Source organism: Aciduliprofundum boonei T469, assembly GCF_000025665.1.
Lineage (GTDB): Archaea > Thermoplasmatota > Thermoplasmata > Thermoplasmatales > Aciduliprofundaceae > Aciduliprofundum > Aciduliprofundum boonei.
Genome location: NC_013926.1, coordinates 1,237,588 through 1,261,769, shown reverse-complemented (window position 1 = coordinate 1,261,769; position 24,182 = coordinate 1,237,588). Strand labels below are relative to the sequence as shown.

At 39.3% G+C, this 24,182-nt stretch carries 27 protein-coding genes; 15 read left to right on the top strand and 12 right to left on the bottom strand.

Annotated features, from left to right (window positions below; all coding sequences use genetic code 11):
* Position 1: 1 nt before the first annotated feature.
* Genes flaJ through ABOO_RS06625 form a run of 5 tightly spaced genes read left to right on the top strand, consistent with a single transcriptional unit; the run spans position 2 to position 6,223 of the window.
* Complete coding sequence (flaJ, locus tag ABOO_RS06645) at positions 2-1,666, top strand: archaellar assembly protein FlaJ (RefSeq protein WP_012997393.1); 1,665 nt, start codon at positions 2-4, stop codon at positions 1,664-1,666.
* Between the two features lie 36 nt (positions 1,667-1,702).
* Positions 1,703-4,042, top strand: coding sequence for a DNA-directed DNA polymerase (locus tag ABOO_RS06640; protein ID WP_008083815.1), 2,340 nt, complete (start codon positions 1,703-1,705; stop codon positions 4,040-4,042).
* A gap of 41 nt (positions 4,043-4,083) precedes the next feature.
* Complete coding sequence (locus ABOO_RS06635; RefSeq protein ID WP_008083924.1) at positions 4,084-4,497, top strand: PPC domain-containing DNA-binding protein; 414 nt, start codon at positions 4,084-4,086, stop codon at positions 4,495-4,497.
* A gap of 35 nt (positions 4,498-4,532) precedes the next feature.
* Positions 4,533-5,051: a cysteine hydrolase family protein gene (locus tag ABOO_RS06630; RefSeq protein ID WP_008083848.1), complete on the top strand. Its 519-nt coding sequence runs from the start codon at positions 4,533-4,535 to the stop codon at positions 5,049-5,051.
* Positions 5,048-6,223: a nicotinate phosphoribosyltransferase gene (locus ABOO_RS06625; RefSeq protein ID WP_008083841.1), complete on the top strand. Its 1,176-nt coding sequence runs from the start codon at positions 5,048-5,050 to the stop codon at positions 6,221-6,223. The genes ABOO_RS06630 and ABOO_RS06625 overlap by 4 nt, the downstream gene beginning before the upstream one ends.
* 2 nt (positions 6,224-6,225) lie before the next feature.
* On the opposite strand, the gene ABOO_RS07920 is transcribed toward ABOO_RS06625, so the two are convergent.
* Complete coding sequence (locus ABOO_RS07920) at positions 6,226-6,375, bottom strand: 50S ribosomal protein L40e (protein WP_012997391.1); 150 nt, start codon at positions 6,373-6,375, stop codon at positions 6,226-6,228.
* A 77-nt stretch (positions 6,376-6,452) separates the two neighbouring features.
* Here ABOO_RS07920 and thiD point away from each other — a divergent pair, with 77 nt between their 5' ends.
* The 3 genes from thiD to ABOO_RS06610 are packed head-to-tail and all read left to right on the top strand — an operon-like array spanning position 6,453 to position 8,803.
* Complete coding sequence (thiD, locus tag ABOO_RS06620; protein WP_008083822.1) at positions 6,453-7,181, top strand: bifunctional hydroxymethylpyrimidine kinase/phosphomethylpyrimidine kinase; 729 nt, start codon at positions 6,453-6,455, stop codon at positions 7,179-7,181.
* On the top strand, positions 7,178-7,921 hold the full coding sequence (locus ABOO_RS06615) for a PD-(D/E)XK nuclease family protein (RefSeq protein ID WP_008083963.1): 744 nt from the start codon (positions 7,178-7,180) through the stop codon (positions 7,919-7,921). Before thiD ends, ABOO_RS06615 begins: the two co-directional genes overlap by 4 nt.
* Positions 7,922-7,972: 51 nt before the next feature.
* The gene (locus tag ABOO_RS06610) at positions 7,973-8,803 is read left to right on the top strand and encodes an A24 family peptidase C-terminal domain-containing protein (RefSeq protein ID WP_008083856.1); all 831 of its coding nucleotides are present in this window, start codon (positions 7,973-7,975) and stop codon (positions 8,801-8,803) included.
* Here the strand turns inward: ABOO_RS06610 and ABOO_RS06605 are convergent.
* From ABOO_RS06605 to ABOO_RS06595, 3 genes are read right to left on the bottom strand one after another with little or no spacing between them, the layout of a single operon-like run.
* Complete coding sequence (locus ABOO_RS06605) at positions 8,786-9,268, bottom strand: CBS domain-containing protein (protein ID WP_241209825.1); 483 nt, start codon at positions 9,266-9,268, stop codon at positions 8,786-8,788. The genes ABOO_RS06610 and ABOO_RS06605 overlap by 18 nt on opposite strands.
* Positions 9,268-9,654 carry a hypothetical protein gene (locus ABOO_RS06600; protein WP_012997389.1) on the bottom strand — a complete coding sequence of 129 codons (387 nt, stop codon included), beginning with the start codon at positions 9,652-9,654 and terminating at the stop codon, positions 9,268-9,270. The genes ABOO_RS06605 and ABOO_RS06600 overlap by 1 nt, the downstream gene beginning before the upstream one ends.
* A gap of 24 nt (positions 9,655-9,678) precedes the next feature.
* The gene (locus tag ABOO_RS06595; RefSeq protein WP_008082824.1) at positions 9,679-10,122 is read right to left on the bottom strand and encodes a DUF2721 domain-containing protein; all 444 of its coding nucleotides are present in this window, start codon (positions 10,120-10,122) and stop codon (positions 9,679-9,681) included.
* 78 nt (positions 10,123-10,200) lie between these two features.
* Between ABOO_RS06595 and ABOO_RS06590 the strand changes: the two genes are divergently transcribed.
* Positions 10,201-12,039 carry a threonine--tRNA ligase gene (locus ABOO_RS06590; RefSeq protein WP_008083937.1) on the top strand — a complete coding sequence of 613 codons (1,839 nt, stop codon included), beginning with the start codon at positions 10,201-10,203 and terminating at the stop codon, positions 12,037-12,039.
* Here ABOO_RS06590 and ABOO_RS06585 read toward each other — a convergent pair.
* The gene (locus tag ABOO_RS06585) at positions 12,032-12,430 is read right to left on the bottom strand and encodes a hypothetical protein (protein WP_012997388.1); all 399 of its coding nucleotides are present in this window, start codon (positions 12,428-12,430) and stop codon (positions 12,032-12,034) included. The two genes, ABOO_RS06590 and ABOO_RS06585, sit on opposite strands and share 8 nt — an antisense overlap.
* 84 nt (positions 12,431-12,514) lie before the next feature.
* On the opposite strand from ABOO_RS06585, the gene eno reads away from it, so the two are divergent.
* The 4 genes from eno to ABOO_RS06565 are packed head-to-tail and all read left to right on the top strand — an operon-like array spanning position 12,515 to position 16,607.
* Positions 12,515-13,720: a phosphopyruvate hydratase gene (gene eno, locus ABOO_RS06580; protein ID WP_008083912.1), complete on the top strand. Its 1,206-nt coding sequence runs from the start codon at positions 12,515-12,517 to the stop codon at positions 13,718-13,720.
* A 2-nt stretch (positions 13,721-13,722) separates the two neighbouring features.
* Positions 13,723-14,322, top strand: a complete 600-nt coding sequence (gene rpsB / locus ABOO_RS06575) for a 30S ribosomal protein S2 (RefSeq protein WP_008083920.1) — start codon at positions 13,723-13,725, stop codon at positions 14,320-14,322.
* On the top strand, positions 14,319-15,134 hold the full coding sequence (locus ABOO_RS06570) for an MEMO1 family protein (protein ID WP_008083772.1): 816 nt from the start codon (positions 14,319-14,321) through the stop codon (positions 15,132-15,134). The genes rpsB and ABOO_RS06570 overlap by 4 nt, the downstream gene beginning before the upstream one ends.
* Before the next feature lie 57 nt (positions 15,135-15,191).
* Positions 15,192-16,607: an aminopeptidase gene (locus ABOO_RS06565; RefSeq protein ID WP_008083778.1), complete on the top strand. Its 1,416-nt coding sequence runs from the start codon at positions 15,192-15,194 to the stop codon at positions 16,605-16,607.
* A gap of 5 nt (positions 16,608-16,612) precedes the next feature.
* Here ABOO_RS06565 and ABOO_RS06560 read toward each other — a convergent pair whose 3' ends face one another.
* From ABOO_RS06560 to ABOO_RS06540, 5 genes are read right to left on the bottom strand one after another with little or no spacing between them, the layout of a single operon-like run.
* The gene (locus ABOO_RS06560; RefSeq protein ID WP_008083809.1) at positions 16,613-17,230 is read right to left on the bottom strand and encodes a hypothetical protein; all 618 of its coding nucleotides are present in this window, start codon (positions 17,228-17,230) and stop codon (positions 16,613-16,615) included.
* Positions 17,227-17,727: a MogA/MoaB family molybdenum cofactor biosynthesis protein gene (locus tag ABOO_RS06555; RefSeq protein ID WP_008083768.1), complete on the bottom strand. Its 501-nt coding sequence runs from the start codon at positions 17,725-17,727 to the stop codon at positions 17,227-17,229. Before ABOO_RS06555 ends, ABOO_RS06560 begins: the two co-directional genes overlap by 4 nt.
* A gap of 2 nt (positions 17,728-17,729) precedes the next feature.
* Positions 17,730-18,164, bottom strand: a complete 435-nt coding sequence (gene moaC, locus ABOO_RS06550; RefSeq protein WP_012997387.1) for a cyclic pyranopterin monophosphate synthase MoaC — start codon at positions 18,162-18,164, stop codon at positions 17,730-17,732.
* 32 nt (positions 18,165-18,196) lie between these two features.
* Positions 18,197-19,480 (bottom strand): serpin family protein, encoded by a 1,284-nt coding sequence (locus ABOO_RS06545; protein WP_008083973.1) that lies wholly within the window; start codon positions 19,478-19,480, stop codon positions 18,197-18,199.
* A gap of 21 nt (positions 19,481-19,501) precedes the next feature.
* Entirely contained in the window at positions 19,502-20,161 is a 660-nt protein-coding gene (locus tag ABOO_RS06540) for a hypothetical protein (RefSeq protein WP_008083907.1), read from the bottom strand.
* Between the two features lie 72 nt (positions 20,162-20,233).
* Between ABOO_RS06540 and queA the strand changes: the two genes are divergently transcribed.
* Positions 20,234-21,232, top strand: a complete 999-nt coding sequence (gene queA / locus ABOO_RS06535) for a tRNA preQ1(34) S-adenosylmethionine ribosyltransferase-isomerase QueA (RefSeq protein ID WP_008083824.1) — start codon at positions 20,234-20,236, stop codon at positions 21,230-21,232.
* A gap of 49 nt (positions 21,233-21,281) precedes the next feature.
* On the top strand, positions 21,282-22,478 hold the full coding sequence (locus tag ABOO_RS06530) for a methionine adenosyltransferase (RefSeq protein ID WP_008083816.1): 1,197 nt from the start codon (positions 21,282-21,284) through the stop codon (positions 22,476-22,478).
* 6 nt (positions 22,479-22,484) lie between these two features.
* On the opposite strand, the gene rimI is transcribed toward ABOO_RS06530, so the two are convergent.
* Positions 22,485-22,916: a ribosomal protein S18-alanine N-acetyltransferase gene (gene rimI / locus ABOO_RS06525; RefSeq protein ID WP_008082787.1), complete on the bottom strand. Its 432-nt coding sequence runs from the start codon at positions 22,914-22,916 to the stop codon at positions 22,485-22,487.
* Positions 22,903-24,120, bottom strand: coding sequence for an imidazolonepropionase (hutI, locus tag ABOO_RS06520; protein ID WP_048103029.1), 1,218 nt, complete (start codon positions 24,118-24,120; stop codon positions 22,903-22,905). Before hutI ends, rimI begins: the two co-directional genes overlap by 14 nt.
* Between the last annotated feature and the right edge of the window lie 62 nt (positions 24,121-24,182).

Genomic DNA, 24,182 nt, shown 5'->3' with positions numbered 1-24,182 from the left:
AATGGCAGGGATCATGGAGAAATTTGCAAGGTTATACGCCTCTTTCGACATTCCTTGGCGCAAATATATAATGATGTACGCTATGCCCATACTTTTAACAACGATATTTGTAACTATATACCTCTCAATAGCCATATCATTTTTCACACAATTTCCTTTCATAATCATACTCTATATGATTCCAGCTTTTGGCGTAATGCTCGTTATGTTTTTCCCATTGCTGAAGGGAGAGAAGAGAAAGAAGGAAATTGAAAGGTATATGCATCTATTCATCACAAGAATGGCCGTTCTGGCATCTACAAGATTACCCAGAAAGGAGATTTTCAGAATTCTCTCGGAAGTTAGGGAGTATGGGGCCCTAAGCGATGAAGTTGCAAAAATATACAATCTTATGGAGTACTGGAATTTGAGCTTGCCCGATGCTACAAGGATAGTTGCTAAGAAATGTCCAAGTGTAGAGCTTGCAGATTTCTTAGATCGCTTGGCCCATAGTGCAGATGCAGGTGAGGATTTTGAAGTGTTCTTGGAGAAGGAGAGAACGGTGGTTATGGAGACATATGCCATAAAATATGAAGCTGCCCTATCTCAAATGGATGTCTATAAAGAAACTTTCGTATCTATGCTCATCTCTATGCTATTCTTTGCAGTATTCGTTGCTATCCTGCCCATGTTCACCACAGGTGATATGACGATATTCCTCTTCCTCACCCTCTTAGGATTCTTGACTGTGGAGAGTATAATGCTCTATGCTATTAAAGTGAGATTACCTGAGGATGAGGTTTGGCACAATAGAAAAGATGTGCGCTCTCCACATGAGATGAAACTTCTTAGGGTGCTTCCCTTCACATACCTTGCCGTTATAATTCTATTTTTAATCACATATTTTTTAGGATTACCATTGGCCCTTGTGATTGCGATATCAATCGTGCCTTTATTCTATCCTGGCTATTTAATTCATACTGCAGAGAGTGATTTGATTAATTGCGATACTAACTATGATGCATTTATCCGTGCGGTTGGAAGCTACATTGAAGCGAAGGGCAGTGATGTTACAGCCATGGAGAGATTGAGAAAGCATGATTTTGGAAAGCTAACGAAGTACATCGACACTTTATATAAGAGACTGCTGACAAGAATAGACAAGAAAATGGCCTGGCGCTATTTTGCAGGAGAGACGGGGAGCAATTTAATTTCAAAATTCACAGATATGTTTGTCACGGGCTTGGATATGGGTGGAAATCCAAGAAGGATTTCCAAGATAATAAGTGAATCTTATGTTAGGATGATAGGCTTGAGAAAGAAGAGATTCCAATCGGCAGCCAATTTAACAGGTATACTCTATGGCCTTATGGTAGGCATGGCTTTTACTCTTTATACAACCCTTAACCTGATGAAGATGATGGCCTCGATGATAAAATACTATCCTGTGAATCTGGAGAAATACATACATATTCCACTTTTATCCGCTCATTTTCCAATTCAAACCGCAAATGTAGTATTTCTTCTTCTCTTAGTTATCCATGCTCTCGTTTCTTCAATGATAATAAAGATCGTAAGCGGTTCGCATAAGCATAGCATATACCTGCATTTCTCCATGCTTGTCTGGATAGGCATAATGGTATCCTACTTTACAAACTGGGCTGTAGGGAGGGTTCTAACCTTTTAATCGCAACAATTATATCCCCCAATGCGATGTTTATATGTGTACTGGGATGTTCGGCTACTAACAGCTTCGTATTCGAGAGAGGAAGATGGGGTAGTTGTAGAACTATACGGAAAGACGAGGGAAGGAAAAAGTATAGTGGTTCGGTACAAGGGATTTAAGCCCTACTTCTACCTTGTTGAACCACCATCCACGATTTTAGAGAAATTCTCGCAGGACCCAGAGATATACAAAATGGAAGAGGTGGAGTTATGGCACAAGGGCAAGGTGAGGAAATGTGTTAAAGTCACTTTGCATTCCCCTTGGAAAACTCCTAGGTATAGGAGAGAGGCTCTGGAGTTCTGCGATGTTCTCGCCGCTGATATTCCTTTTCATCAGCGCTTTATATACGATTTTGACCTTGGCTCTTGCGTGAGAGTTTATGGAAAGGAGGAAGAAAAGGGGAAATACACGACGGAACTCGTAGTAAATGCAGAAAAATTTGAGAACATTGGAGATTTTAAACCACCATTGAAAATTCTCAGTTTTGATATAGAGAACTCTATGAAGAATGGCAGGATATTCACCATAGGCATAGCCATCTGGGAAAATGGAGAGATAAGGAAAGAAAGCATTGAAGGCGATGAAAAAGATATTTTGTGGAAATTTCTTGAGATGATATGGAAAGAGGACCCGGATATAATCACGGGGTACAATATTGATGGTTATGATTTAGAATTATTATCGGAGAGATACAAGAAGTACGGGATGGATTTTTTGATAGGGAGAGACAAGAGCAAGCCTCAGAGGATTGTGGGGCAATTCTGGAGATTGCATGGAAGGGTGATAGAAGATGCATGGTGGGCTGTGAAGAAAGAGTTGCGATTAAAGCAAGAAACTTTACAAGCTGTGGCCATGCACTTATTTGGCGAGGGAAAGCTGGATGTTGATAGAACGAATATTGACGAGGAGTGGGAAAAAGATAAGGAAAAGGTCATAGAGTATTGCAAGAAAGATGCTGAGCTGGCTTTGAGAATTCTACTTCAGATTGGAATAATAAATAAATACCTTGATTTAGCCACAGTTACAAAATTTCCGCTGGAGGATGTTATACATTCAGGCACTTCAACTTGGGTAGATTCCCTGCTGATAAGGGAGGCAGATAGACATAATATAGGTGTGCCTTTACAAGGGCAGGAGAGAAAGAGCAGGAAGATAGAAGGGGGCTATGTGCATACAATAGAGCCTGGTCTCTATCATTGGGTATGTGTTTTAGATTTCAAGAGTATGTATCCAAGCATCATAATAAAGTACAATATCTGCTTCACTACGCTTAGTAAAGATGGAGACATAGTGAGCCCTACAGGTGTGAGATTTTTGAGCAAGGAGAAAAGAGAAGGGCTTATACCAAAACTTCTTGCAGAGCTCATGAAGAAGAGGGATGAGTTAAAGCGGAAAATGAAGGAAGACCCTGATAATAGAGATTATTATAATGGCTTGCAGAAGGCGGTAAAAATACTTATGAACACATTTTATGGTGTTTTAGCATCATCATTTTACAGATTCACAAATCCGGATATTGGGGCGAGCATAACCGCATTTGCAAGGGACACAATAAAGAGAATAATTGCAGAGCTTGAAAGCGAGGGAATAAAAGTGGTTTATGGAGACACAGATAGTGTTTTCTTCCAATCTCCATATGAGGATTTAGAGAATACGATTGAGTTCGGAATGAGAAAAGCGGAGGAAATATCAAGGAGAGAGAAGTTAATTTTAGAATTTGAAAAAATTCTTGAGCCATTCTTTTCGCATGGGGCAAAGAAGAGGTATGTGGGCAGGATAATATGGCCCGATGAGGAGAAGGGCAATATGGTTGTTCGCGGCTACGAGATTCGCCGCACTGACTCTTTTGATTTGCAGAGCGAGGCACAGAGAGCTGTGTTTGAAAAAATTTTGGATGGGGATATCCAAGGTGCCATAGAATTGGCGAGAGAAATAGTATCTAAGGTTCGCGCTGGAAAAGTGCCCATTGAAAGCTTGGTCATATCTCGGACTGTGAAAGATTTCAAATTCTACAAGAATCCAGATAGTATGCCCAATGTTCAAGCAGCAAGAAAATTGATAAAGATGGGGCAAGAATTCATACCCGGAATGAAAGTTGCATGGATTGTGGTCAATGCAAGGGGCTCTAAGCAGGATGTAGAGCCTTACATACCGGGAATGGAATTTAATAGGAAGCCAGATTACAGGTACTACGCAAGGAGAGTGGCAGAGACATTAGCGAGGATTACGGATGTTTTTGGTGTGGATGAGGAAAATCTGCTCACTGGAAGCAGGCAGATAAGCTTGGGTGCATTTGGCAAGGAGAAAAAGAAAAAAACGCTGTTTGATTTTGAGTAAATTATTTATGCCACCAAGGGCATTTTCTCCTGGTGATGTAAATGGAGTATGAAAAGGGAAGAACATTTCTTTTTAGAGTTCCAGAGGATGAAGAGCTGGTAAGCTATGTGAATAAATTTTGCGACAAGAATGGAATAAAGATGGCAACTCTGAGTGCTATTGGCTCCTTAAAGAAAGCAAAATTGGGGTACTTCGATATTAGCAAGGGGAAATACGAGGAGATCGCGGTAGAAGATGTGCATGAGCTTCTCCTAGCCACAGGGAATGTTAGCATAAAGGAGGGAAAGCCATTCTCCCATATCCATGCAATTTTGGGGTACAAGGACGGAAGTGTGAAAGGAGGGCATCTTCTCAAAGCTACAGTATTCGTTGCAGAGTTATACATAGAGGAATTGAAGGGAGATGTGCTTGAGAGAGTGCCCCACGGGAACTTGCATTTGTGGAAGGAAGAATAGGCAAAATTTAAGTAAATGTGGAGATTTATTCATCTATGCGAGCTTTACTCATAGTTGATATGATTCACGATTTCGTTGATGGGAAATTTGGAAGCGAGAGTGCCAAGAATATAGTTCCAAAAATTAAGGCAATAGCAGAAAAATTTAGGGATGAGAATCTGGTAATATACCTCAAAGATTCTCATAAAAAAGGAGATGCAGAGCTTGAAGTTTGGGGAGACCATGCCATAGAAAATACTTGGGGCTCGCAGATAGTGGGGGATCTTGAGCCGAAAAAAGGAGATGTAGTAATTGAGAAAAACACGTATGATGGATTTTTATTCACCCCTCTTGCAGAAATATTGAAGGAGAGGGGGATAAAGGATGTGTACATATGTGGGGTTGCCACAGATATATGCGTGCAACACACTGCCTTTGGTGCGTTTGCTCGAGGTTTTAATGTGCATATAATTGAGGATGCTTGCAGTGGTACAAGTGAAGATGCGCATAAAAGGGCGATAGAATATATGAAGAGAATTTATGGAGCAAAAATAGTGGAGAGTGATGAATTATGAAATTTCATATGGCTAATGAGGATGATATAAGGAATGGCAGAACCACTGATGTTTATTTTGTGCGAACAAAAGAGATACTTGAAAGAAACAAAATAAAAAAGAAGGTGTATGCAGAATTCACGGTGGCTAATCCACCCTACGATTGGGTTGTGTTTGCAGGTCTTGATGAAGTCATAGAACTTTTAAAGGGGAAAAATGTAAATCTCTACGCATTGCCTGAGGGCACGATATTTCCAAGGAGAGATGAAAATGGTATTCCGATACCTGTAATGGCGATCGAGGGAGATTACAAAGAATTTGCAGTTTATGAAACTCCAATGCTCGGATTTATATGCCAAGCATCAGGAATAGCAACGAAAGCGGCAAGGATAAAGCAAGCAGCGGGCGATTATGTAGTTTTATCCTTTGGGGTAAGAAGAATGCACCCTGCAATTGCACCTTTAATTGATAGAGCTTCTTACATTGGTGGCTGTGATGGTGTGTCAAGCATAATAGGTGCAGAGCACATAGGAAAGAAACCAAGTGGCACAATGCCCCATGCTTTGATTCTAACTCTGGGTGAGGAAGAAGCATGGAAGAAATTTGATGAATTTGTAGAGGAAGGAGTGCCCAGAATAGCACTTATAGACACTTTTGGTGATGAGAAGTTCGAATCAATAAAGGCCGCACAGATTTTGAAAGACCTTGTAGCAGTTAGATTGGATACACCATCATCTCGTAGAGGCAATTTTGAAGACATAATAAGGGAAGTTAGATGGGAACTTGATATAAGAGGTTACAAAGATGTGGGCATATTTGTCTCCGGTGGATTGGATGAGGATAGTGTAAGGAGATTGAGAAATGCGGGGGCAACAGGATTTGGAGTTGGCACATCGCTAAGCAATGCAAAAACAATAGATTATGCTATGGATATAGTTGAAATTGAGGGAAAACCCATGGCGAAGAAGGGAAAGTTCAGTGGCGCAAAGAAAGTATATAGGTGCAAGAACTGCGGCAGATTCTTTGTGAGTTATAAAGAGCATATGGATACCTGCCCAGTTTGCGGAGGAAAGTTGGAAAATATGCTTAAGCCCTATTTAATAGATGGAGAGCCCGTGGGAGAATATCCATCAGTGGATGATATAAGAAACTATGTGCTTTGGCAACTTAAAGAATTTTATGGAGAAGAATAAAATTATTTACCTCCTCTCCTCTCTTTGGCCTTAGGCCTAAGGTCATGACTACCGCATCTACGGCAACGCGTAGCATTTGGCGGATTCCTTGCGTGGCATTTCATACATATTTTTTTGTTAAGTAGCCTATTCACAGCCTCTTGGAAAGTCATGTTGCCGAGTATGGAAAAGGGGTATTTAACACTTTCTTTCGTGAACAAGTTTTTATAATGGTATACGATGAGCAAGTATGGAGTACCTTTTAAGCATTGCTGGCTTTGATCCCACTTCTGGGGCAGGTGTGATTAGGGATATAATAACCTTTCGCAAGCTTGGATTCTATGGTTTGGGAGTAGCAACTGCGCTAACCTATCAGAATACAAGGGGATTTGATGGCTTTAAAGTCCTAAGTTCAAATGTTGTGGAGCAAGAGCTCAAAGTCATAATGGAAGATTTTCCGATAAAATTTGTAAAGGTAGGTATGCTTGGCACTTCGGTAGATTTAATTGTAGAGTTTGCTAGAGAATATGATTGGTTTTTGATTTTTGATCCCCTTCTCACAGCGAAAAATGGAAAGACCATAAATAAAATTGAAGATATTGAGCCGTTGCTCAAGATTGCAGAGGTAATAACTCCAAATGTTCCTGAGGCGGAGAAACTTGCAGGTATCAAAATAAAGAATGAAAGTGATGTTATATCAGCTGGTAAAATTTTAACACATAAATATGGGAAATATGTAATAATAAAAGGAGGACATTTGAATGGAAGAGATTATTTATTTGGCGATGAAATAAAATCATATGGTATGCCAAAAATCAATAAAATTGTGCATGGAACTGGCTGTGCTTACTCTTCCTCTCTTTTATCCTTCATAGCGAAAGGATTGAAAATAGAAGAGGCATTTATAGAAGTAAGGAAGTTTTTGCAAAGAGAGATAGAGAATGCAATAGATACGGGGGGATATTCATTACTTCCATGAAGTTGAGTTATAGTGCATATATGTCTTATAAAACTTGTCCTCGAAAATATTATTATGAGAGGGTATATCCTATCCCACAGTTAAGGTATGCGGATTCTGAAGTGGGAAATTACCTGCACAACTATTTTTACTCAGTTTTAAATGGGGAAAATGAAAGTGTGGATGCGGATAAAATTTGGGAGAAAATTAAAGGAGAATCTATCTTAATTTCTGCAAAAGAAATAAAAGATGATTTTCAGGATTTTGATGATATGGTTGCCTACTATTCCTCACTCTCAGATAAAATAATCTTGTGGAGAGATGAGAAAGATTATGTGAATAAGATAAAAATGGGAATAGAGAATTCCATCAAAATAGCCAAGGCACTTAATTTGAAAAGTTTCAATGTAGAAAAATGGATGAATGCAAAGATTGATGACTTGCTTATTTATGGAAGGTTTGACATTATAAGTGAGAACGATATTTTTGAATTAAAAACAGGGGGAGAAAGGGAGGATTATTATTTGCAACTTGCATTTTACGCCTTGATATTCTACTTAAAGAATTATATCATTCCTCGTGGGAGATTGGTGTATCTCCAAAATGGGAAAATAATTGATGTGAAGTTCAATTTCAATGTATTAAATGAGATTATGGAAGATGTGATAAAAGTGGGTAAAGGAATAAAAAATGAAGATTTTCCTGCAAACAAGGGTGAAAATTGTAGATTTTGCCCTTATAAATTCATCTGTGATTATTAGCGCTGGGTATTCTGTGGCAAATTTTTTGTACCTATTTTAATATGCTCATTTATGAGCTATATTGATTTGGCACGTTTCCTCATAGCTATCCCGTTCTTCGCAATTGCATCATATCAGGATTGGAAAGATAGGTTAATAAGTCCTACAATATGGTTCATTCTCGGGTTTATTGCATTTGGACTTGATATCTATCAATACCCAACTCTTATAGGTATCATAGCTCTTATTCCCTCAATTATACTCTTCTATGAGTGGTTTTTTGAATGGGAAGGAAGAGAGAAGTATATACAATACGCATTATGGATCATTGCCTTTGGCATTTTTGTATACTCTATAATTTCGTATGCTCCTTCACCCTTACTTGTTATGTTCATACTCCTGATAATTTTTAGAGTGCTTCACAAGATTAAAGTAATCAGAGGCCGAGCGGATACGAGAGCTCTTATGAGTATTGCAATTCTTCAACCAATATATCCTTCGTTCTTTGGATTTCCCATTTTTGTTCCACCCTATATTGAAATTGTAGAGTTAACATTTCCATTTGCGTTTCTCACCTTGCTTTATGCCGCCATTGCTGCTTTGATGTTTATTCTATATCTATTCTTCAGAAATTTAGCGAGAAGAGATATTGGATTTCCAGAGATGTTCATAGGTTACAGAATTCCAATAGAGGAGGTGGATAAAAAGCATGTTTGGCTAATGGAAAGAGTGGAAAATGGGGAGCATGTACTCTATGTACATCCCAGCTCCCATACAAAAGAGGATATAGATAAATTGAAGAAAATAGGAAGGGATAGAGTATGGATCCAGCCAAAAATCCCGTTTATTATATTCATCACAATAGGATTGATAGCAGCATATCTTTTAGGGAATTTCATTTGATTTTGCTAGGGCTTTGAGAACATCGCTTCTTGTTATTATTCCAACAACCTTTTTATTTTCATTTACAACTGGTAACCTAGAGATACCTTTTTTGACTAGAAGCTCAAGTGCTTCGTATATATCGGTATCTGGATTTACATAATGCACTCTTCTCTCCATAATCTCTCCTACCTTAGTATTTGCAATGCTCTCAAATGTGGCTTTACTCTCTTCTGGTATTTCAATGGGTAAAACTTCCATAAAATCAAATGGTGTGGGAAAGACATATATTCCGATATCTTCCATACGATTCTTTATAATCTTCAAGATATCTTTAGTTGTCAGTATTCCCAAAAGTTTACCATGGGGATCAACCACAGGTGCTCCACTTATATGGTTTTTTACAAATAGCTCATATGCATCCTTTATCGTCATCTCAGGGGACAAGGTGATAACATCTTTGTTCATTATGTCTTTTATTTCCATCATCTGCGCCTCTTCTTCATATGATAAAGGAGCATATCGTTCCATTCTACCTTATGTTTTATTCCGTTCTCCGCCAAGAATTTACTCACTTTTTCAGTTACTGTTCTTACCTCATCGCTGTAAACTCCTCTATATATGAAAAATTCCCTTTTGTCACTTATAGGCACAATGATTCTCATTCTCCCTTCCCTGTTGTATCCCTCCGGCTTTCGATTGTTCTTTATGTCTACCATATTCTCTTCCACAATTATATCAATCTGCTCAGGGTCATCCCTAAATTGGCGGGTTTCTTCAAAGAACATTCTCAGCATCTCTCCCCAAACGGGTTCGAGATCTTTCCATTTAATGTTCTTGTCCATTATGATATGACTGTTCCAAATTTTCATATCTCCAAATTCCCATTTGAGTATTTAACGATTTTCATCCAAGTAAAATTTTGCCTCTTGCATAACTGCAGTGTATGTGAATAAAACCTCATACAATGCGTAAACTATTCCAATGAATAGCGAGGATAGCGCCAAAGCTAGGGCTATAACTGCCAGATACCCAAATGAATGATGAAAGAACTGAAGAAATGACATTATTGATGATACAGAAGTAAAAAGGATAGTGAGATAGTAGAAAAACATAGCGTTTCTGCATAGTTTTAGCCTATTTGAGAGAGTATTTTTTTGAACTTGAATTATTTTCCACCTCTCCTCAGATACTTCTCCACCTCGCACCTCATCAGAGAATTTTCTTATGCGATCTATTATTCTTCCTATTCTGTTTCCCAAACCTAAGAGGAGTAGCCCGACAGCAGAGATGAGCAAAATAGGTGCAAGCGCTCCCTGAAGTATGTAAACTACATCCATACAGCGTCATTATGCTAAAGGGATATAAAACTATGTTTCAAAGAAAAACAATTTATACTATGTGAAAAATCACCATACATGCGAGTTCTTTTCATACATGCGGACTACATAGAGTACGAGGCAAAAAGTAAAGCGATGAAGGATGCTGAAGAAATAATAGAGAAAAAAGAGAGATACGAGGAATGTCTTGTTCCCTTCATATCCGTGGAGGAGGGTGATTCTTCCATACTGGATAGGGCCGTGGTAGAAATAGAAGATGTGGCAAAAAAAGTTGGTGCTGAGAGAATAGTTTTGTATCCTTATGCCCACCTAAGCAATAAGCTTGCTTCACCAGGAGAGGCCATGAAAGTACTGAAGGAACTGGAAAAAATGCTCAGTGAAAAATACGAGGTGCATCGAGCCCCATTTGGCTGGTATAAGAGCTTTGTTATATCTTGCAAGGGACATCCCTTGAGCGAGTTGAGCAAAGAAATAAGGGGAGAAGCAAAAGAGGAGGAGAGTGAGGCACTTAAAGCGGAGAAGAGAACAACATACTGGTATATTATGGACCTGAATGGAGAATTATACGATGTGGATGATTTTGATTATTCCTCATATCCAAATCTTAAAAAATTTGTAGATTATGAGATTTCTGGTACGAGAGCTGCTAAGGAAATTCCTCCTCATGTAAAGCTAATGCGCTCTTTGGAACTGGCAGATTATGAGCCAGGCAGCGATTCTGGAAATATGAGATACTATCCAAAGGGGAAATTGATTAAAGCTCTTATAGAGGATTATGTGGAGAATAAAGTAATAGATTACGGTGCTATGCAGGTTGAAACTCCAATAATGTACGATTTCAATCATCCCTCTTTGAAATCATATCTTAACAGATTTCCAGCTAGGCAATACATAGTTTTGAGCGGCAAGGACAAGTACTTCCTACGCTTTGCAGCATGCTTTGGACAGTTTCTTATGATGCACGATGCTACCATATCCTACAGGAATCTCCCTCTTCGGCTCTACGAGATGGCAAAGTATGCGTTTAGAAGGGAGCAAAAGGGAGAGCTATCTGGATTGAGAAGATTGCGCGCTTTCACAATGCCAGATATGCACACTTTAGCGGCGGACATGCCCCAGGCAATGGAGGAATTCAAGAGGCAGTATGAAATGGCTATAGAGGTCTTGAAGGATTTTGGTTTAGAGCTTGGAGATTACGAAGTTGCTATACGCTTTACGAGAGATTTCTACGAGGAGAACAAAGATTTCATCAGAGAGCTTGTTAAACTCGTGAATAGACCTGTGTTAATACAGATGTGGGACGAGCGTTTCTTCTATTTCGTGCTGAAATTCGAGTTCAATTTTGTGGATTCATTAAACAAGGCAGCGGCGTTGAGCACTGTGCAAATAGATGTTGAGAACGCAGAAAGATACGGAATTACATATTATGACGAGAATGGAAATGAGAGATATCCATATATCCTTCACTGCTCACCAAGCGGGGCGGTTGAGAGAATTCTCTATGCTATGCTGGAGAAGGCTGACATGGATGCGAAGATGGGAAAGAAACCAAAGCTGCCTGTATGGCTCAGTCCAACTCAAGTTCGCATCATACCTGTAAAAGATGATTTCATAGGATGCTCTATTCAAGAGATGGACTATTTTAGGAGTGAGGAATTCAGAGTGGATATAGACGATAGAGATCTCAGCGTATCTCGCAAGATAAGAGATGCTGAGAAGGAATGGATACCATACATTGTGGTCATAGGTGAGAAGGAGAAAGAAAAGGACATACTAACGGTGAGAATAAGAGGTGGCGGTGTAAAGGAGATGAAGAGGGAGGAGCTCTTGGCTCTTCTAAAAAAGGACACGGAAGGAAAGCCAAAGAGAAAGCTTCCTCTACCACCCATGCTCTCTCAGAGGCCGAAGTTCAGGTAGAGCCTCTCAACTTTTTTATCTTTGAAAGGTATCGAGAGAGTTTAACATCCTCAGCAGAGACCTCTACCATTTTACCATTCTGCACAACGAAATGCCTGAGTGGGAATTTTCTCTCGGAATATTTGAGAACATCCTCGGCAATATAGTGCATCTGCACACAATGTGGAGAACCATCAGTGGTTATAACTACTAATTCTTCTGCAACTGACATCATGGCGATTAACTTGTAAAATGCCATATTTATATGCTCTTTCTCGGGGCAGAAAGAGAGTTTGGTATAATCTTCAAAACCTCCCAAATATTGGGGATTCTCATCAAGGCATGAGCCATAAAGCAGGAGTTTCTTGCCCTTGATGTTCTTTCCCTTTGCGTTGGTGCTCATCAGCTCCATGAGAAAATAATGAATTACGGGTTAAAATAATTTTGCAAACTTTAAATATATGATGGGCATAGCCCACTTAAAGAGGTGTAGAATATGACACTAATTGAGGATATTGTATTGCGAAAAATACTTGATTCAAGGGGCAATCCAACAGTGGAAGTGGAAGTTTATACTTTAAATGGTTATGGTAGAGCTGCAGCTCCAGCTGGAAAATCAACGGGAAAGCATGAAGTTAAGGCTTACCCTGTAGGGGGTATTGATAAGGGAATTGAGTATTTTAAGGAGAGAATGGACAATTTTATAGGCATGGATTCAACTCAGCAGGAGGATATTGATGCCATGCTTCACGAAATTGATGGTACTGACGATTTCTCAATGCTAGGGGGAAATATAGCAATTGCCATATCTTTAGCTGTGGCCAAGGCTGCTGCAAACTCAATGGGCTTACCATTCTACCAATATCTTGGGGGTGCTTTTGCAAATAGGATACCAAAGCCAGTGGGCAATGTGCTCGGCGGGGGGAAGCATGCTGTGGGAGGCACAACAATTCAAGAAATGCTCTCAATGGCACTTAGCGATTCTGCAAAGGATAATGTGTTTGCCAATGCTCTCGTTCACAAAAAGGTTGGTGAGAAATTAAGAGAGAGATTTCCCAATATCTCCATAGGATTGGGAGATGAAAAGGCATGGATTGCACCCATGGATGACATTGAGGCCATTGAAGTTGTAGTAGATGCAGTAAGAGAAGTGGGCGAGGAATATGGAATAGAGATTAAGCCAGCACTGGATTTTGCAGCTTCCTCGTTCTACAAAGATGGAAAGTATCATTATAAAAATAAAATTTTAACTCCTGAGGAGCAGATTGATTTTGTGGAAGATATAGTTAAGAATTATGGCATTTATCTTGTGGAAGACCCTCTGGATGAGGAGGATTTTGATGGTTTTGCCGAATTAACCAGGAGAATTGGGCACATTGCCTATGTTGTTGGTGATGACATATTTGTTACAAATGTGGAGAGGATAAAAATAGGCGTGGATAAAGGGGCTGCAAATACAGTTCTCATAAAGCCAAATCAAATAGGAACATTAACCGATACCATAAGGGCAATAAGGTTCTCAAAAGATAATGGCTACGCTACTATGATTTCCCATAGAAGTGGGGAGACATGCGATACGAGCATAGTGCATATTGGAGTTGCATTTGGCGTAGAGTTTATAAAGACTGGTGCAATAGGGGGAGAGAGAATAGCCAAATTGAATGAGATGATAAGAATTGAAGAGGAACTAAAAGGTGAGTAAAAATGGTAGAATTACTGGTGGATGAAAATACATATTTCACAGCAGGAGTGCATATAGGAACGCAAGTGAGAAACAAGGATATGATGAAGTTCATCTACAAGGTTAGAAACGATGGACTTTATCTGCTTGATATAACAAAGACGGATGAAAGGATAAGGATGGCAGCAAAGTTCCTTGCAAGATACGATCCTGCAGACATCCTTGTTGTATCACAAAGGCAGTACGGGCAGAAGCCATCAATAAAATTCGCTGAAGCGATCGGGGGAGCCAAAGTGATGCCGGGAAGATTTATACCAGGTACACTCACAAATCCAAAACTTTCAAATTATATAGAGCCAAAGGTTATACTCATTAATGACCCTGCTGCAGATACTCAAGCTCTCAAGGAGGCAGTTAAGTCAAAGATACCCATAATTGCTCTATGCGATGCTAATAACCGCACGAGTTATGTAGATTTAATAATACCCACAAATAATAAGGGCAGAAGGGCGCTCGCTCTAATTTACTGGCTTCTTGCAAGAGAGATACTTAAAGAAAAGGGAATAATAAAGAACAACGAGGAATATAAATACACTATAGAGGATTTTGAGGCACCGCTATGAGGTACCCAGCAGTTGCAGGGCAGTTCTATCCAGCGGAGAGAAAGGAATTAGAAATAATGCTAAACGAACTTTTTATCCATCCCATTGGTCCTGGATCGGTTCCCTCTTTGATACCCGATGGGAAAAGAAAAATAAAAGGAGGGGTAGTGCCACATGCTGGTTATATGTTCTCGGGTCCAGTAGCAGCTCATTTTTATCATGCCCTCGCCTTGGATGGTTTTCCAGAGAGTTTTATAATTATAGGTCCAAACCATTATGGGGTGGGCTCTGGAGTTGCAATCGCATTGGAGGATTTTCTCACTCCCTTTGGAAAAGTGAAGGTAGATAGGGAGTTGGCAAAAGACATAGCTAAGGGAGTGATAGATATAGATGGTTATGCACACAGATATGAGCATAGCATAGAAGTACAACTTCCATTCTTGCAATTTTTCAAGAAGGAGATAAAATTTGTACCGATAACGATGCTGCTGCAGGATTATGAAATTGCGATAGAGGTTGGAGAGATAATAAAAGAGGCAATTGTAGATAAGGATGTTGTTATAATTGCTTCATCAGATTTCTCTCACTATGTGCCCAAGAATAAAGCGTACACAAACGATTATATGGCAATAGAGAGGATAGTAAATGGGGATGTAAAGGGTCTTTATGATGTGATTTATAAACACAATATAACCATGTGCGGATATGGACCCGTGGCAGCTATGCTCACAGCTATAGGAGGAAAGACCACTCTTTTAAAATATGCTACAAGCGGAGATATACAGCCTATGAATGAAGTGGTGGGCTATGCTGCCATAAAAGTTGAAAAATAAAAACATTCAAAAGTTTTAAATTAAGCGAATGCATGCTCACGCAATAGAGGTGATATTATGGCGAAGAAAAAGGAGAGTATTGAAGAGAAATTAAGCATGAAGAAAGAGAGCATGTGGCTCACATTGAAAAAGAAGGAAATCAAAGATGCAATGAAATTTGCTGATGATTACAAAGAGTTTTTGAAAGAGGTTAAAACCGAGAGAGAAACTGTGAAATTTATGATATCTTTGGCTGAGAAGAAAGGATTCAAAGATATAAGCAAGAAGAAGAGCTTGGCTCCAGGAGACAAGTTTTATATAATGAACAGAGAAAAAACCCTTGCCCTTGGAGTTATAGGTAAAAAGCCCCTTGAAGGATTCAGATTGGTTGTCTCGCATATTGATGCTCCAAGAATTGATATAAAACCGAACCCTCTATGGGAAGATTCTGATTCATCTTTGGCTCTTCTCAAAACCCATTATTACGGAGGGATAAAGAAGTACCAGTGGGTTTCTAGGCCTCTGGCAATACACGGAGTTGTATACACCAAGAATGGAAAGAGGATAGATATAAGAGTGGGCGATAATCCCGGAGATCCTGTATTCGTGATTCCTGATCTCTTGCCGCATCTTGCAAGAAAGGTCCAAGGAGAGCGTAAGTTATTTGATGGAATCCGTGGTGAAGAGCTCCAGCTTGTAGTTGGAAATATACCAATAGATGATAAAGATGTAAAGCAGAAGGTAAAAACCTATGTGCTGAAATACCTCAATGAGAAATATGGGATAAATGAGGAGGATTTCAATTCCGCCGACTTGGAAATAGTGCCTGCAGAAGAGCCCAGAGATGTTGGTTTTGACCGCGGTATGGTTGGTGCCTATGGACAGGATGATAGAATATGCGCATACACATCTTTCCGTGCCATTCTTGAGGTTGAGAACCCCACCTACACGAGCATAGCATTCTTCTACGATAAGGAGGAAATCGGTAGCGATGGAAATGTCGGTGCTCAAAGTAACTTCCTTGAATATGTTTTCGCTAAAGTTTTGAGTATGATAAAGCCAGATTACACCCATGCAGAGTTCCTTGAGATTCTCTATAAGAGTAAGGCAATAAGCGCGGATGTTAGTGCAGCCATAAACCCGATTTTCAAGAGTGTGCATGATATCCCCAATGCAGCTAAAGCGGGCTATGGTGTTGTCATATCCAAATACACGGGCCATGGAGGCAAGTACGGTTCAAGCGAGGCCACTGCGGAATTCATGGCTGAGATAAGAGCCCTATATGAAAAGAATAAAGTGCCTTACCAAGTGGCTGAGCTAGGTAAAGTGGATGAAGGTGGCGGTGGCACCATAGCGAAATTCTTTGCAAAGTATGGAATGGATGTCGTTGATATGGGACCTGGAGTTATAGGTATGCACTCACCCTATGAGATAACAAGCAAAATGGATGTATGGAGTGCGTACCGCGCTTACAAAGTTTTCCTCTCCCAATAATTTTTTTATTTTATTGGTAATTCTAAAATCCAGAGAAGGGCCACTGCAAGTATAAATGCCAGAATTTCTGCAATTATTCCTATTATTATCTTTTTATATGTTGAAATGTCTCTTTTTCCCAAGTTATTCTCGGCTATAGCAGGCACGCTGGCTTGGAAAGAGCCGTAGACTAAGAATACATAGAGCCAAGCAAGGAAGTTGAATGATAGAAGAATTTTCCCACTTTGCTCGAATAGAATTCCAAATGAGCCACCTATTATGAATACTTCCCAGTATTTGAATTTGAAAGTTCTCAAGATAATATACCAAACTATGGCAAAAGCAAGATAGTATCCAAACGCAAGATATAGATCCGTAAGGGGATATGGACTGAATAAAGCACGCTCAGTAGGTGGCTTTGGCATATTATCTATTATTGCAAAAATCTCAGTTATGTATCCGAAGATGATAAAGAAAAGTATAAATTTTGCCCAAGAAGGTAAGGCAATTCCCTCGTACCATCTCTCAATTTTTGAACGAAAAAAGATAAGAAGAGAGAAGATTGAGAAGTTCCACCAAGTAAATCCTGTAAATGGAGTTAGAATTAAAGGTATGCTTGCCAAAATTAGCCAAATTTTTCTCATTTTTTCTCCTTGTTAAGCTCGTACCACATATGATTTATCTCGCTGAATATCACATCACATCCAGTTTTTGCTGCCCCCTTCGAGCCTGGAATTGAGAATATTAATTTTTCACAGCATACTCCACCAATAGCGCGGGACATCATGGCTGCTGTGCCTATCTCCTCATAGCTCTTTAGCCTGAAAATTTCGCCAAAGCCCACAAGCTCCTTGTCTAAAATTGCTTTTATTGTTTCTGCAGTCACATCCCTGGAGCTTATCCCCGTGCCACCATTAAGGATAACTACATCACAGTTTTGTAATAAATGGAATAATCCCCGTAGAATGTCTAATTTTAAATCTTTAACAACATCATAGCCGCAAATTTTGTGTCCATTTTTCTCTATGGCTTCCATAATTATCTTTCCGGATTCATCCGTATCTTTGGTTCTTGTGGAACTCACAGTTATAACGCCTATTTTCAATGTGTAATTATGTTTTTTATGCTCCTTTACTCCCATCTTTATTCCTCCTTTCTTTTCTCAACAACTTCTATACCGAGAATTTGGGTCATTGGGTACTGCCCATTCTCATCCTTCTCTAAGTATTTTACCATATCCCAAATTGTGAGCAAGGCAACACTCACTCCTGTTAAAGCTTCCATCTCCACGCCCGTTTTATAATGCGCCTTAACCTCGCATTCTACATCAATTCTGTTTCCATAAACTCTGAAATTGAAATCTATAAACTCCACAGGAATTGGGTGGCAATGAGGGATTATTCTGGGCGTGTTTTTCACAGCCAGCATTCCTGCAACCTTGGCAGTTTCAAAAACATCTCCCTTTTTTATCTCTCCTCTTTTTATGGCATCAACCGTTGTACTCTTTAGCACGAGCGTTCCCTTTGCCTTAGCTATGCGAAGTACATTCTTTTTCTCGCTTATATCCACCATGCTCATAGGTGAACATCGCGTTATGCCTTATTAATTTTTTATTCAACTATTGGATTTGCTACCCAGCCCATAAAGAATATGGCTCCCGTTTCTCTATCTTGAATTGTGAAGAAGAATGGGTGATTGGCATTGAAATCTACTCTTTTCATAGGAAAAGGCGAAGCCGCTGATGACTGAGGAATTGCAGTTGCAGCAGCCGCTTCAGTGCCATTCTCATTAACAGAAATATAGGTCTTGTGATAAACATCTTCTGCATATATTCCTCTGTATGGGAAAATACCAGTTAAATCTGCAGAAGAGGTAAACACGCTCTTTAGACCCATCCTTTCTAGGGGTTTCTTAAGTTTGTAGTTTGCATGAAGCTCAAATTTAGGTAGTGAGAGATTTGCATCTACATATTTCAAGCTCTGCCTCCAAGCTATAATCTTATCAATGTTAATATTTAAAGCCCCATGCTTTGGTAGCACAATGAGCATAGATAGACTACAGTTTCTGTATGGTAGCTCTAAAATCTGAGCATCCTTATCCTCTGTATATCGGAGATTCTGGTACATATGCATCATATCCACTGTAACCTTACCCTTGGATGTGTAAAAGGACCCTGAACTTATTTCCCACTCCCTGAATATGTACCTCCAGATGGCACGGAAATAGATGGCATTGGTTAACACGGCAATAGTTTCTGGGGTTATGCTTCCCTGAGGAAGTAGATTCTTTATCTTTCCATTTGTGTAATTCTCGACCCAAGAATTTATTATGTTCCTGGCTTTTTCTGCATTTCTAAAATTCAAGTATTGAAAATAAGCATTGTAATAATCTTGTAGAATTTGCACATAGTCCTTATTTATATCCAAACCTTCTTGAGCCCATAGCGCGTTTGCAATGCTTAGTGTATAATTTTCTGTGTGATTTTCAAAATTCTCAAGAAACCAATGTATATTTTCCTCCAATATTGTCCTATTCCTCGGAAGATACATCACATTTCTCATTTCTTCCGCGGTGTTTCCCCTTGCTCCTTCATAGAGCATCGCTAATGCGAGCCAAATGCTAAGGGGCGAAATCACAGTGTTATTGCTCACATTAAATATTTGGGAGAAGAGAGCTAATCCAAAATTACCAGATGCAAGGGCAACATTTCTTAGATTCTCCTCATTCACCCCTCTATCATTCCAACTTAAATTGAGGTTCTGCGGTTGCAAGTTTATATTTGGAGTAGAAATATAATTCTCCTTTGGAGCAATAAGCACTTGAAATACAAATGCACCTATAATGACTGCGATTATAATCAAAGTAAGCACGGCAGATAATTTTCCTATTTTCATAGGATACTTATCCAAATCATTCTATTTAACACCTTTGCTAAACCTATTTTCGCAAATCTCTCTAGCAGGGCAATGAGAGCATTTTCCTCGCCTGCATAATTTTCCTATCTTAGCTAGCATTGACTCAAATTTTGCATAGTCTAAATCTTCTAAATTCTCTTTCCAATAATCTTCAACATCTCCAATGCCCAGATTCTTAGCGGCTAATCTTGCAAGGGGCGTGGGATAGGGCCTTGCTTTATCCCAAATTCCTATTATCTCTCTCAAAAATATGCCCACAGTGGTGTCTCCTATTCCCTTTGCCAGTGATTTCAATCTTAATACGAGATCTTTAAAATCTTTGGCATTTCTATGTATTTCATTCAAATTTTCCTTGCTCAAATTCCTTGCAAGCTCTAAAAGCTTATCTGCTGTTTTGAAATCGTATCTAGTATAGCCCCCAGAATCAAGAATTGCAACCAAGGAATCCCAGCCCTCCTCAATAATACGCTCAGGAGAAGCGACATTGTATGTTTCAAACATTTTGTAGGTGCGAAGGGCAATATTCTCGCTTATCCTTGCTCCAAAAAGAGTGGCTAGGAGAAACCATTTAAACGGCTCTTCTCTCAAATTTATATGAAACAAATCCGAATATCTCTTCCCGTATTTCTCTGTAAGGGCCCTAAGCACTTCTTTCTTCACAGAAATAAAAGGGTGAGAAATTATTTAAAATTGTTCCAAAAATTAATTTAAGTGGTGCGAAATGTAGGCACGATGTATTCGCTCAGAAATTACGACTTTGAATTGCCTGAGGAGCTAATCGCTCAAGAGCCTGTGGAGCCAAGAGACCACGCTAGATTAATGGTTCTTCGTAAAGGCATAGAGCATCGCTATTTCTATAATTTGCCAGAGTATATGGATAAGGGAGATGTTTTAATTTTGAACGACACAAAGGTAATAAAGGCGAGAATTCGGGGAATAAAAGACACAGGGGGTAAGGTTGAAATTCTAATTTTAGAGAAATTGGGTGAGAATTATTACAGATGCTTGGTTAAAGGTAAGAAAATACATCCCGGCTCTGTTCTAATATTTGAGGATATAAAAGGAGTGGTTAGAGAGAAAAATGAGGGGATTTGTGATATAGAGTTCAGTGGAGATATTATGGATCTCGCACGAAGAAGAGGCGAGGTTCCTTTACCTCCATACATAAAAAATCCTCCTACTGATGCTGAGGAAAAATATCAAACAGTTTTTGCAAGAAGAGAGGGCGCAGTCGCAGCTCCCACAGCTGGATTGCATTTCACTCCGCAGTTGCTTAAAGAAATTGAGAAAAAAGGGGTGAAAATAGGGTATATAACCCTGCATGTTAGCTATGGTACATTCAAGCCTGTAAAAACGGAGGACATAAGGGAGCATAGGGTAGATGAGGAGTATTACATTGTTGGGGAGGAAGTGGCTAAACTTATAAACGAGAGAGAAGGAAGATTATTTGCGGTTGGCACAACAGTTACCCGTGCATTGGAGAGTTCATCAAAAAATGGAATTATATACCCCTCGCGTGGCTATACAATCATTTTCATATATCCTGGCTACAAATTTCAATCGGGCATAGATGCTCTAATCACAAATTTTCATGTGCCAAGGTCCTCTTTGATTCTCCTCGTAACAGCTTTTGGTGGATATGAGAGGATTATGAAAGCATATCGCATTGCAATAGAGAAAAAATATAGATTTTACAGTTTTGGAGATGCAATGCTAATTTTCAAAATGTAGCTCTATTAACTACAAAAAATTTTTAGTATCATTAAAGATACTCAGATTTATGACAAGAAACATAGTAGTTGAGGACATCATTGCCACACCTGTGGAAGAGAGAGATGTGGAGATTGTTGAGAGAAAGGGAATAGGGCATCCTGACAGTGTGGCTGATGGTATTGCAGAAAGTGTGAGCAGGGCTTTATCTAAATACTATTTGGAGCATTATGGAAGAATCTTGCATCACAATACAGATCAAATGGAAATTGTGGGTGGGCAAGCTAAGCCAAAATTTGGAGGCGGCCAAGTTTTAGAGCCTGTTTACATTCTTCTATCTGGTAGAGCTACTACAACCGTTAATGGTGAGAGAATTCCCTACAGGACAATAGCAAAGAGAGCTGCTGCCGATTTTCTAAAGAAGCATTATAGACACTTGGATATAGAGGAAGATGTGATCATTGACTGTATGATTGGCCAGGGCTCTGTTGATTTGAGAGGTCTATATGACACACAAAAGTATCTTGCAAATGATACATCCTTTGGCGTTGGCTATGCACCTATGAGTGATTTGGAGAAGGTCGTGTATGAAACGGAGAGATATATAAATGGTCCTCTTAAAGATAAATTGCCAGAGATCGGCGAGGATATAAAGGTAATGGGTTTTAGGAATAAAGATAAGATAAATATTACTGTAGCAGCAGCATTCGTTGGAAAGCATACTCCGGATAAGGACCATTATTTGAATGTGAAGGATGAACTACGAGATTTGCTAACTGACTACGCTGCAAAATTCACTGATAAGGAGGTTAATTTCTTCATAAATACAGGAGACCTTGTGAATGAGGGAGTATTCTATCTCACAGTTACAGGGTTGAGTATGGAGAACGGTGATGATGGAAGCGTGGGAAGAGGAAACAGAGTAAATGGATTAATCACACCTTACAGACCCATGAGTATGGAAGCTTCCGCAGGCAAGAATCCAGTTACGCATGTGGGCAAACTCTATAACATACTCGCCTTTAAGATTGCAGAGGATGTGGCAAAAGCGGCAGAAGGAGATGTAAAAGAGGTGCATGTGCGCATAGTTTCTCAGATAGGAAAGCCAGTTGATGAGCCACAGGTTGCAAGTATACAGGTTATACCGGCTGAAGGAGTTAATATAGCAAGATACAATGAAGAGTTCAGAAATATTGCAGATGAATGGCTAGCGAATATACACAAGATAACAGAGATGCTTGTGAATGGAGAGGTTAATGTATTCTAAAATTTTTTATATCTCTCTCCACATTATATAAGCAGCATCTCCATTTGTGTAATAATTTGGGACATAGGAAATTATGTTAAACCCGAACTTTTTGTAAAATTCTATAGCTTTAAAATTTGTAGTTCTCACTTCTAATCTCACGGATAATATACCTTCAGACTTGGATAAACTCATAAATCTTCTCATCAATGCACTTCCAATGCCTTTTCCTCTATATATGCCTTTTACTGCAAGAAGAAGGATTCTTGCCTCTCTGTTTTGCTTGCTTCCTGCAATAAATCCTATGATGTCCCTGGCAACTGCAACTAAAAATCCTCTCGGCCAGAGACGATGAATGTCCAAGAAAAGTTCAGGAGCATAGCTCTCTGTTAAAGATTCATTTGCTATGTTGAGTACTTCGTAAAGATCCTCCTCTTTGAATTCTCTAATGAAGTACATTTCCCCTGCTCCACACCAATTTCCCCTTTTTAATCACCTTTTCAACAAGATTCACACCGAAATGATATCCAATTTGCTGATAATTTTTAGCATCTAAAATTATCAAATCTGCTTGTTTTCCCTTTTCCAAAGAACCTATTTTATCCTTCATGCCTATGGCAGCAGCAGCGTTTATGGTGCTAGCGGCAATTGCCTCTTCTGGTAGCATATGCATTTGGGTTATTGCCAGGGAAATAACCATCTGCATGCTCTCTGTATATGCATTTGGATTTAAATCCGTAGCTAACGCAACTGGAATGCCCATCTCAATGAATTTCCTGGCTCTAGCGTATTCCTTACTTAAGAGCATATAAGGTGTGGCGGGGAGGAAAACAGCAATTATACCCTTCTTGGCCATAAGCTCTATATTCTCGTCACTTGTTTTTACAAGATGGTCAGCGGAGATTGCACCCACTTCTACAGCAACTTTAGTGCACCCGATGTCCTCAATTTCATCAGCATGAATTTTCGGTACAAGCCCGTATTTCTTTCCCTCATCAAGATATTCCTTTGATTCTTCACAATTAAATACCCCTTTTTCGCAAAATATGTCTATGAATTTTGCAAGAGGCGCAATTTTTGGAATTATTTTTTTCATATACTCTATGTGCTCTCCACTTTTCTTGAACTCTGGTGGCAAAGCGTGTGCTCCTAGGAATGTAGGTACGAGATCTATCGGATGCTTAATATCATTTATGACCTCTAAGATTTTTCTTTCATCCTCATAATTCAGTCCATACCCACTCTTTGCCTCGGCAGTAGTGGTTCCATTCACCAACATATAATCTAATCTTCTCATACTTTCTTTGATTAACGCTTCCTTGCTGGCGTTCCTTGTGGCTCTAACCGTCCTTAAAATCCCTCCACCCATTTTTAAGATTTCAAGGTATGTTTTACCCTGTAATTTCATGTATAGTTCATTCTCCCTTGTGCCAGAAAATACAAGATGTGTATGCGGATCCACGAATCCCGGCATAACCACCTTACTAGATGCATCTATTTCCTTATCTGCACTCCCCTTTAGTTCTTTAGTACTGCCAATTTCAACTATTTTTTCTCCCTCTATTAGTACTGCACCATTTTCTATTATGCCTAATTCATAATCTTCTTTTTTTATTCCTCCAGCAAGGGTTAAAAGCTGTGAGGCATTCTTTATGAGAAGCATATATGGTAAATATATCGGGAATATAAAAATTGAGCGGGAAAGTAAATTATTAAATTTTACAT

What these genes read in the sequence shown, in the direction of transcription:
- ABOO_RS06530 (WP_008083816.1), top strand. Translation starts at nt 21,282, where the DNA reads ATGACAAGAAACATAGTAGTTGAGGACATCATTGCCACACCTGTGGAA.
- ABOO_RS06610 (WP_008083856.1), top strand. Translation starts at nt 7,973, where the DNA reads ATGAGCTATATTGATTTGGCACGTTTCCTCATAGCTATCCCGTTCTTC.
- ABOO_RS06635 (WP_008083924.1), top strand. Translation starts at nt 4,084, where the DNA reads ATGGAGTATGAAAAGGGAAGAACATTTCTTTTTAGAGTTCCAGAGGAT.
- ABOO_RS06565 (WP_008083778.1), top strand. Translation starts at nt 15,192, where the DNA reads ATGGCGAAGAAAAAGGAGAGTATTGAAGAGAAATTAAGCATGAAGAAA.
- ABOO_RS06545 (WP_008083973.1), bottom strand. Translation starts at nt 19,480, where the DNA reads ATGAAAATAGGAAAATTATCTGCCGTGCTTACTTTGATTATAATCGCA.
- ABOO_RS06600 (WP_012997389.1), bottom strand. Translation starts at nt 9,654, where the DNA reads ATGAAAATTTGGAACAGTCATATCATAATGGACAAGAACATTAAATGG.
- ABOO_RS06625 (WP_008083841.1), top strand. Translation starts at nt 5,048, where the DNA reads ATGAAATTTCATATGGCTAATGAGGATGATATAAGGAATGGCAGAACC.
- thiD (WP_008083822.1), top strand. Translation starts at nt 6,453, where the DNA reads ATGGAGTACCTTTTAAGCATTGCTGGCTTTGATCCCACTTCTGGGGCA.
- rimI (WP_008082787.1), bottom strand. Translation starts at nt 22,916, where the DNA reads ATGTACTTCATTAGAGAATTCAAAGAGGAGGATCTTTACGAAGTACTC.
- queA (WP_008083824.1), top strand. Translation starts at nt 20,234, where the DNA reads ATGTATTCGCTCAGAAATTACGACTTTGAATTGCCTGAGGAGCTAATC.
- ABOO_RS06630 (WP_008083848.1), top strand. Translation starts at nt 4,533, where the DNA reads ATGCGAGCTTTACTCATAGTTGATATGATTCACGATTTCGTTGATGGG.
- ABOO_RS06605 (WP_241209825.1), bottom strand. Translation starts at nt 9,268, where the DNA reads ATGGAAATAAAAGACATAATGAACAAAGATGTTATCACCTTGTCCCCT.
- rpsB (WP_008083920.1), top strand. Translation starts at nt 13,723, where the DNA reads ATGGTAGAATTACTGGTGGATGAAAATACATATTTCACAGCAGGAGTG.
- eno (WP_008083912.1), top strand. Translation starts at nt 12,515, where the DNA reads ATGACACTAATTGAGGATATTGTATTGCGAAAAATACTTGATTCAAGG.
- hutI (WP_048103029.1), bottom strand. Translation starts at nt 24,120, where the DNA reads ATGCTTCTCATAAAGAATGCCTCACAGCTTTTAACCCTTGCTGGAGGA.
- ABOO_RS06585 (WP_012997388.1), bottom strand. Translation starts at nt 12,430, where the DNA reads ATGGAGCTGATGAGCACCAACGCAAAGGGAAAGAACATCAAGGGCAAG.
- ABOO_RS06595 (WP_008082824.1), bottom strand. Translation starts at nt 10,122, where the DNA reads ATGGATGTAGTTTACATACTTCAGGGAGCGCTTGCACCTATTTTGCTC.
- ABOO_RS06570 (WP_008083772.1), top strand. Translation starts at nt 14,319, where the DNA reads ATGAGGTACCCAGCAGTTGCAGGGCAGTTCTATCCAGCGGAGAGAAAG.
- ABOO_RS06560 (WP_008083809.1), bottom strand. Translation starts at nt 17,230, where the DNA reads ATGAGAAAAATTTGGCTAATTTTGGCAAGCATACCTTTAATTCTAACT.
- moaC (WP_012997387.1), bottom strand. Translation starts at nt 18,164, where the DNA reads ATGAGCATGGTGGATATAAGCGAGAAAAAGAATGTACTTCGCATAGCT.
- ABOO_RS06555 (WP_008083768.1), bottom strand. Translation starts at nt 17,727, where the DNA reads ATGGGAGTAAAGGAGCATAAAAAACATAATTACACATTGAAAATAGGC.
- ABOO_RS07920 (WP_012997391.1), bottom strand. Translation starts at nt 6,375, where the DNA reads ATGACTTTCCAAGAGGCTGTGAATAGGCTACTTAACAAAAAAATATGT.
- flaJ (WP_012997393.1), top strand. Translation starts at nt 2, where the DNA reads ATGGCAGGGATCATGGAGAAATTTGCAAGGTTATACGCCTCTTTCGAC.
- ABOO_RS06615 (WP_008083963.1), top strand. Translation starts at nt 7,178, where the DNA reads ATGAAGTTGAGTTATAGTGCATATATGTCTTATAAAACTTGTCCTCGA.
- ABOO_RS06590 (WP_008083937.1), top strand. Translation starts at nt 10,201, where the DNA reads ATGCGAGTTCTTTTCATACATGCGGACTACATAGAGTACGAGGCAAAA.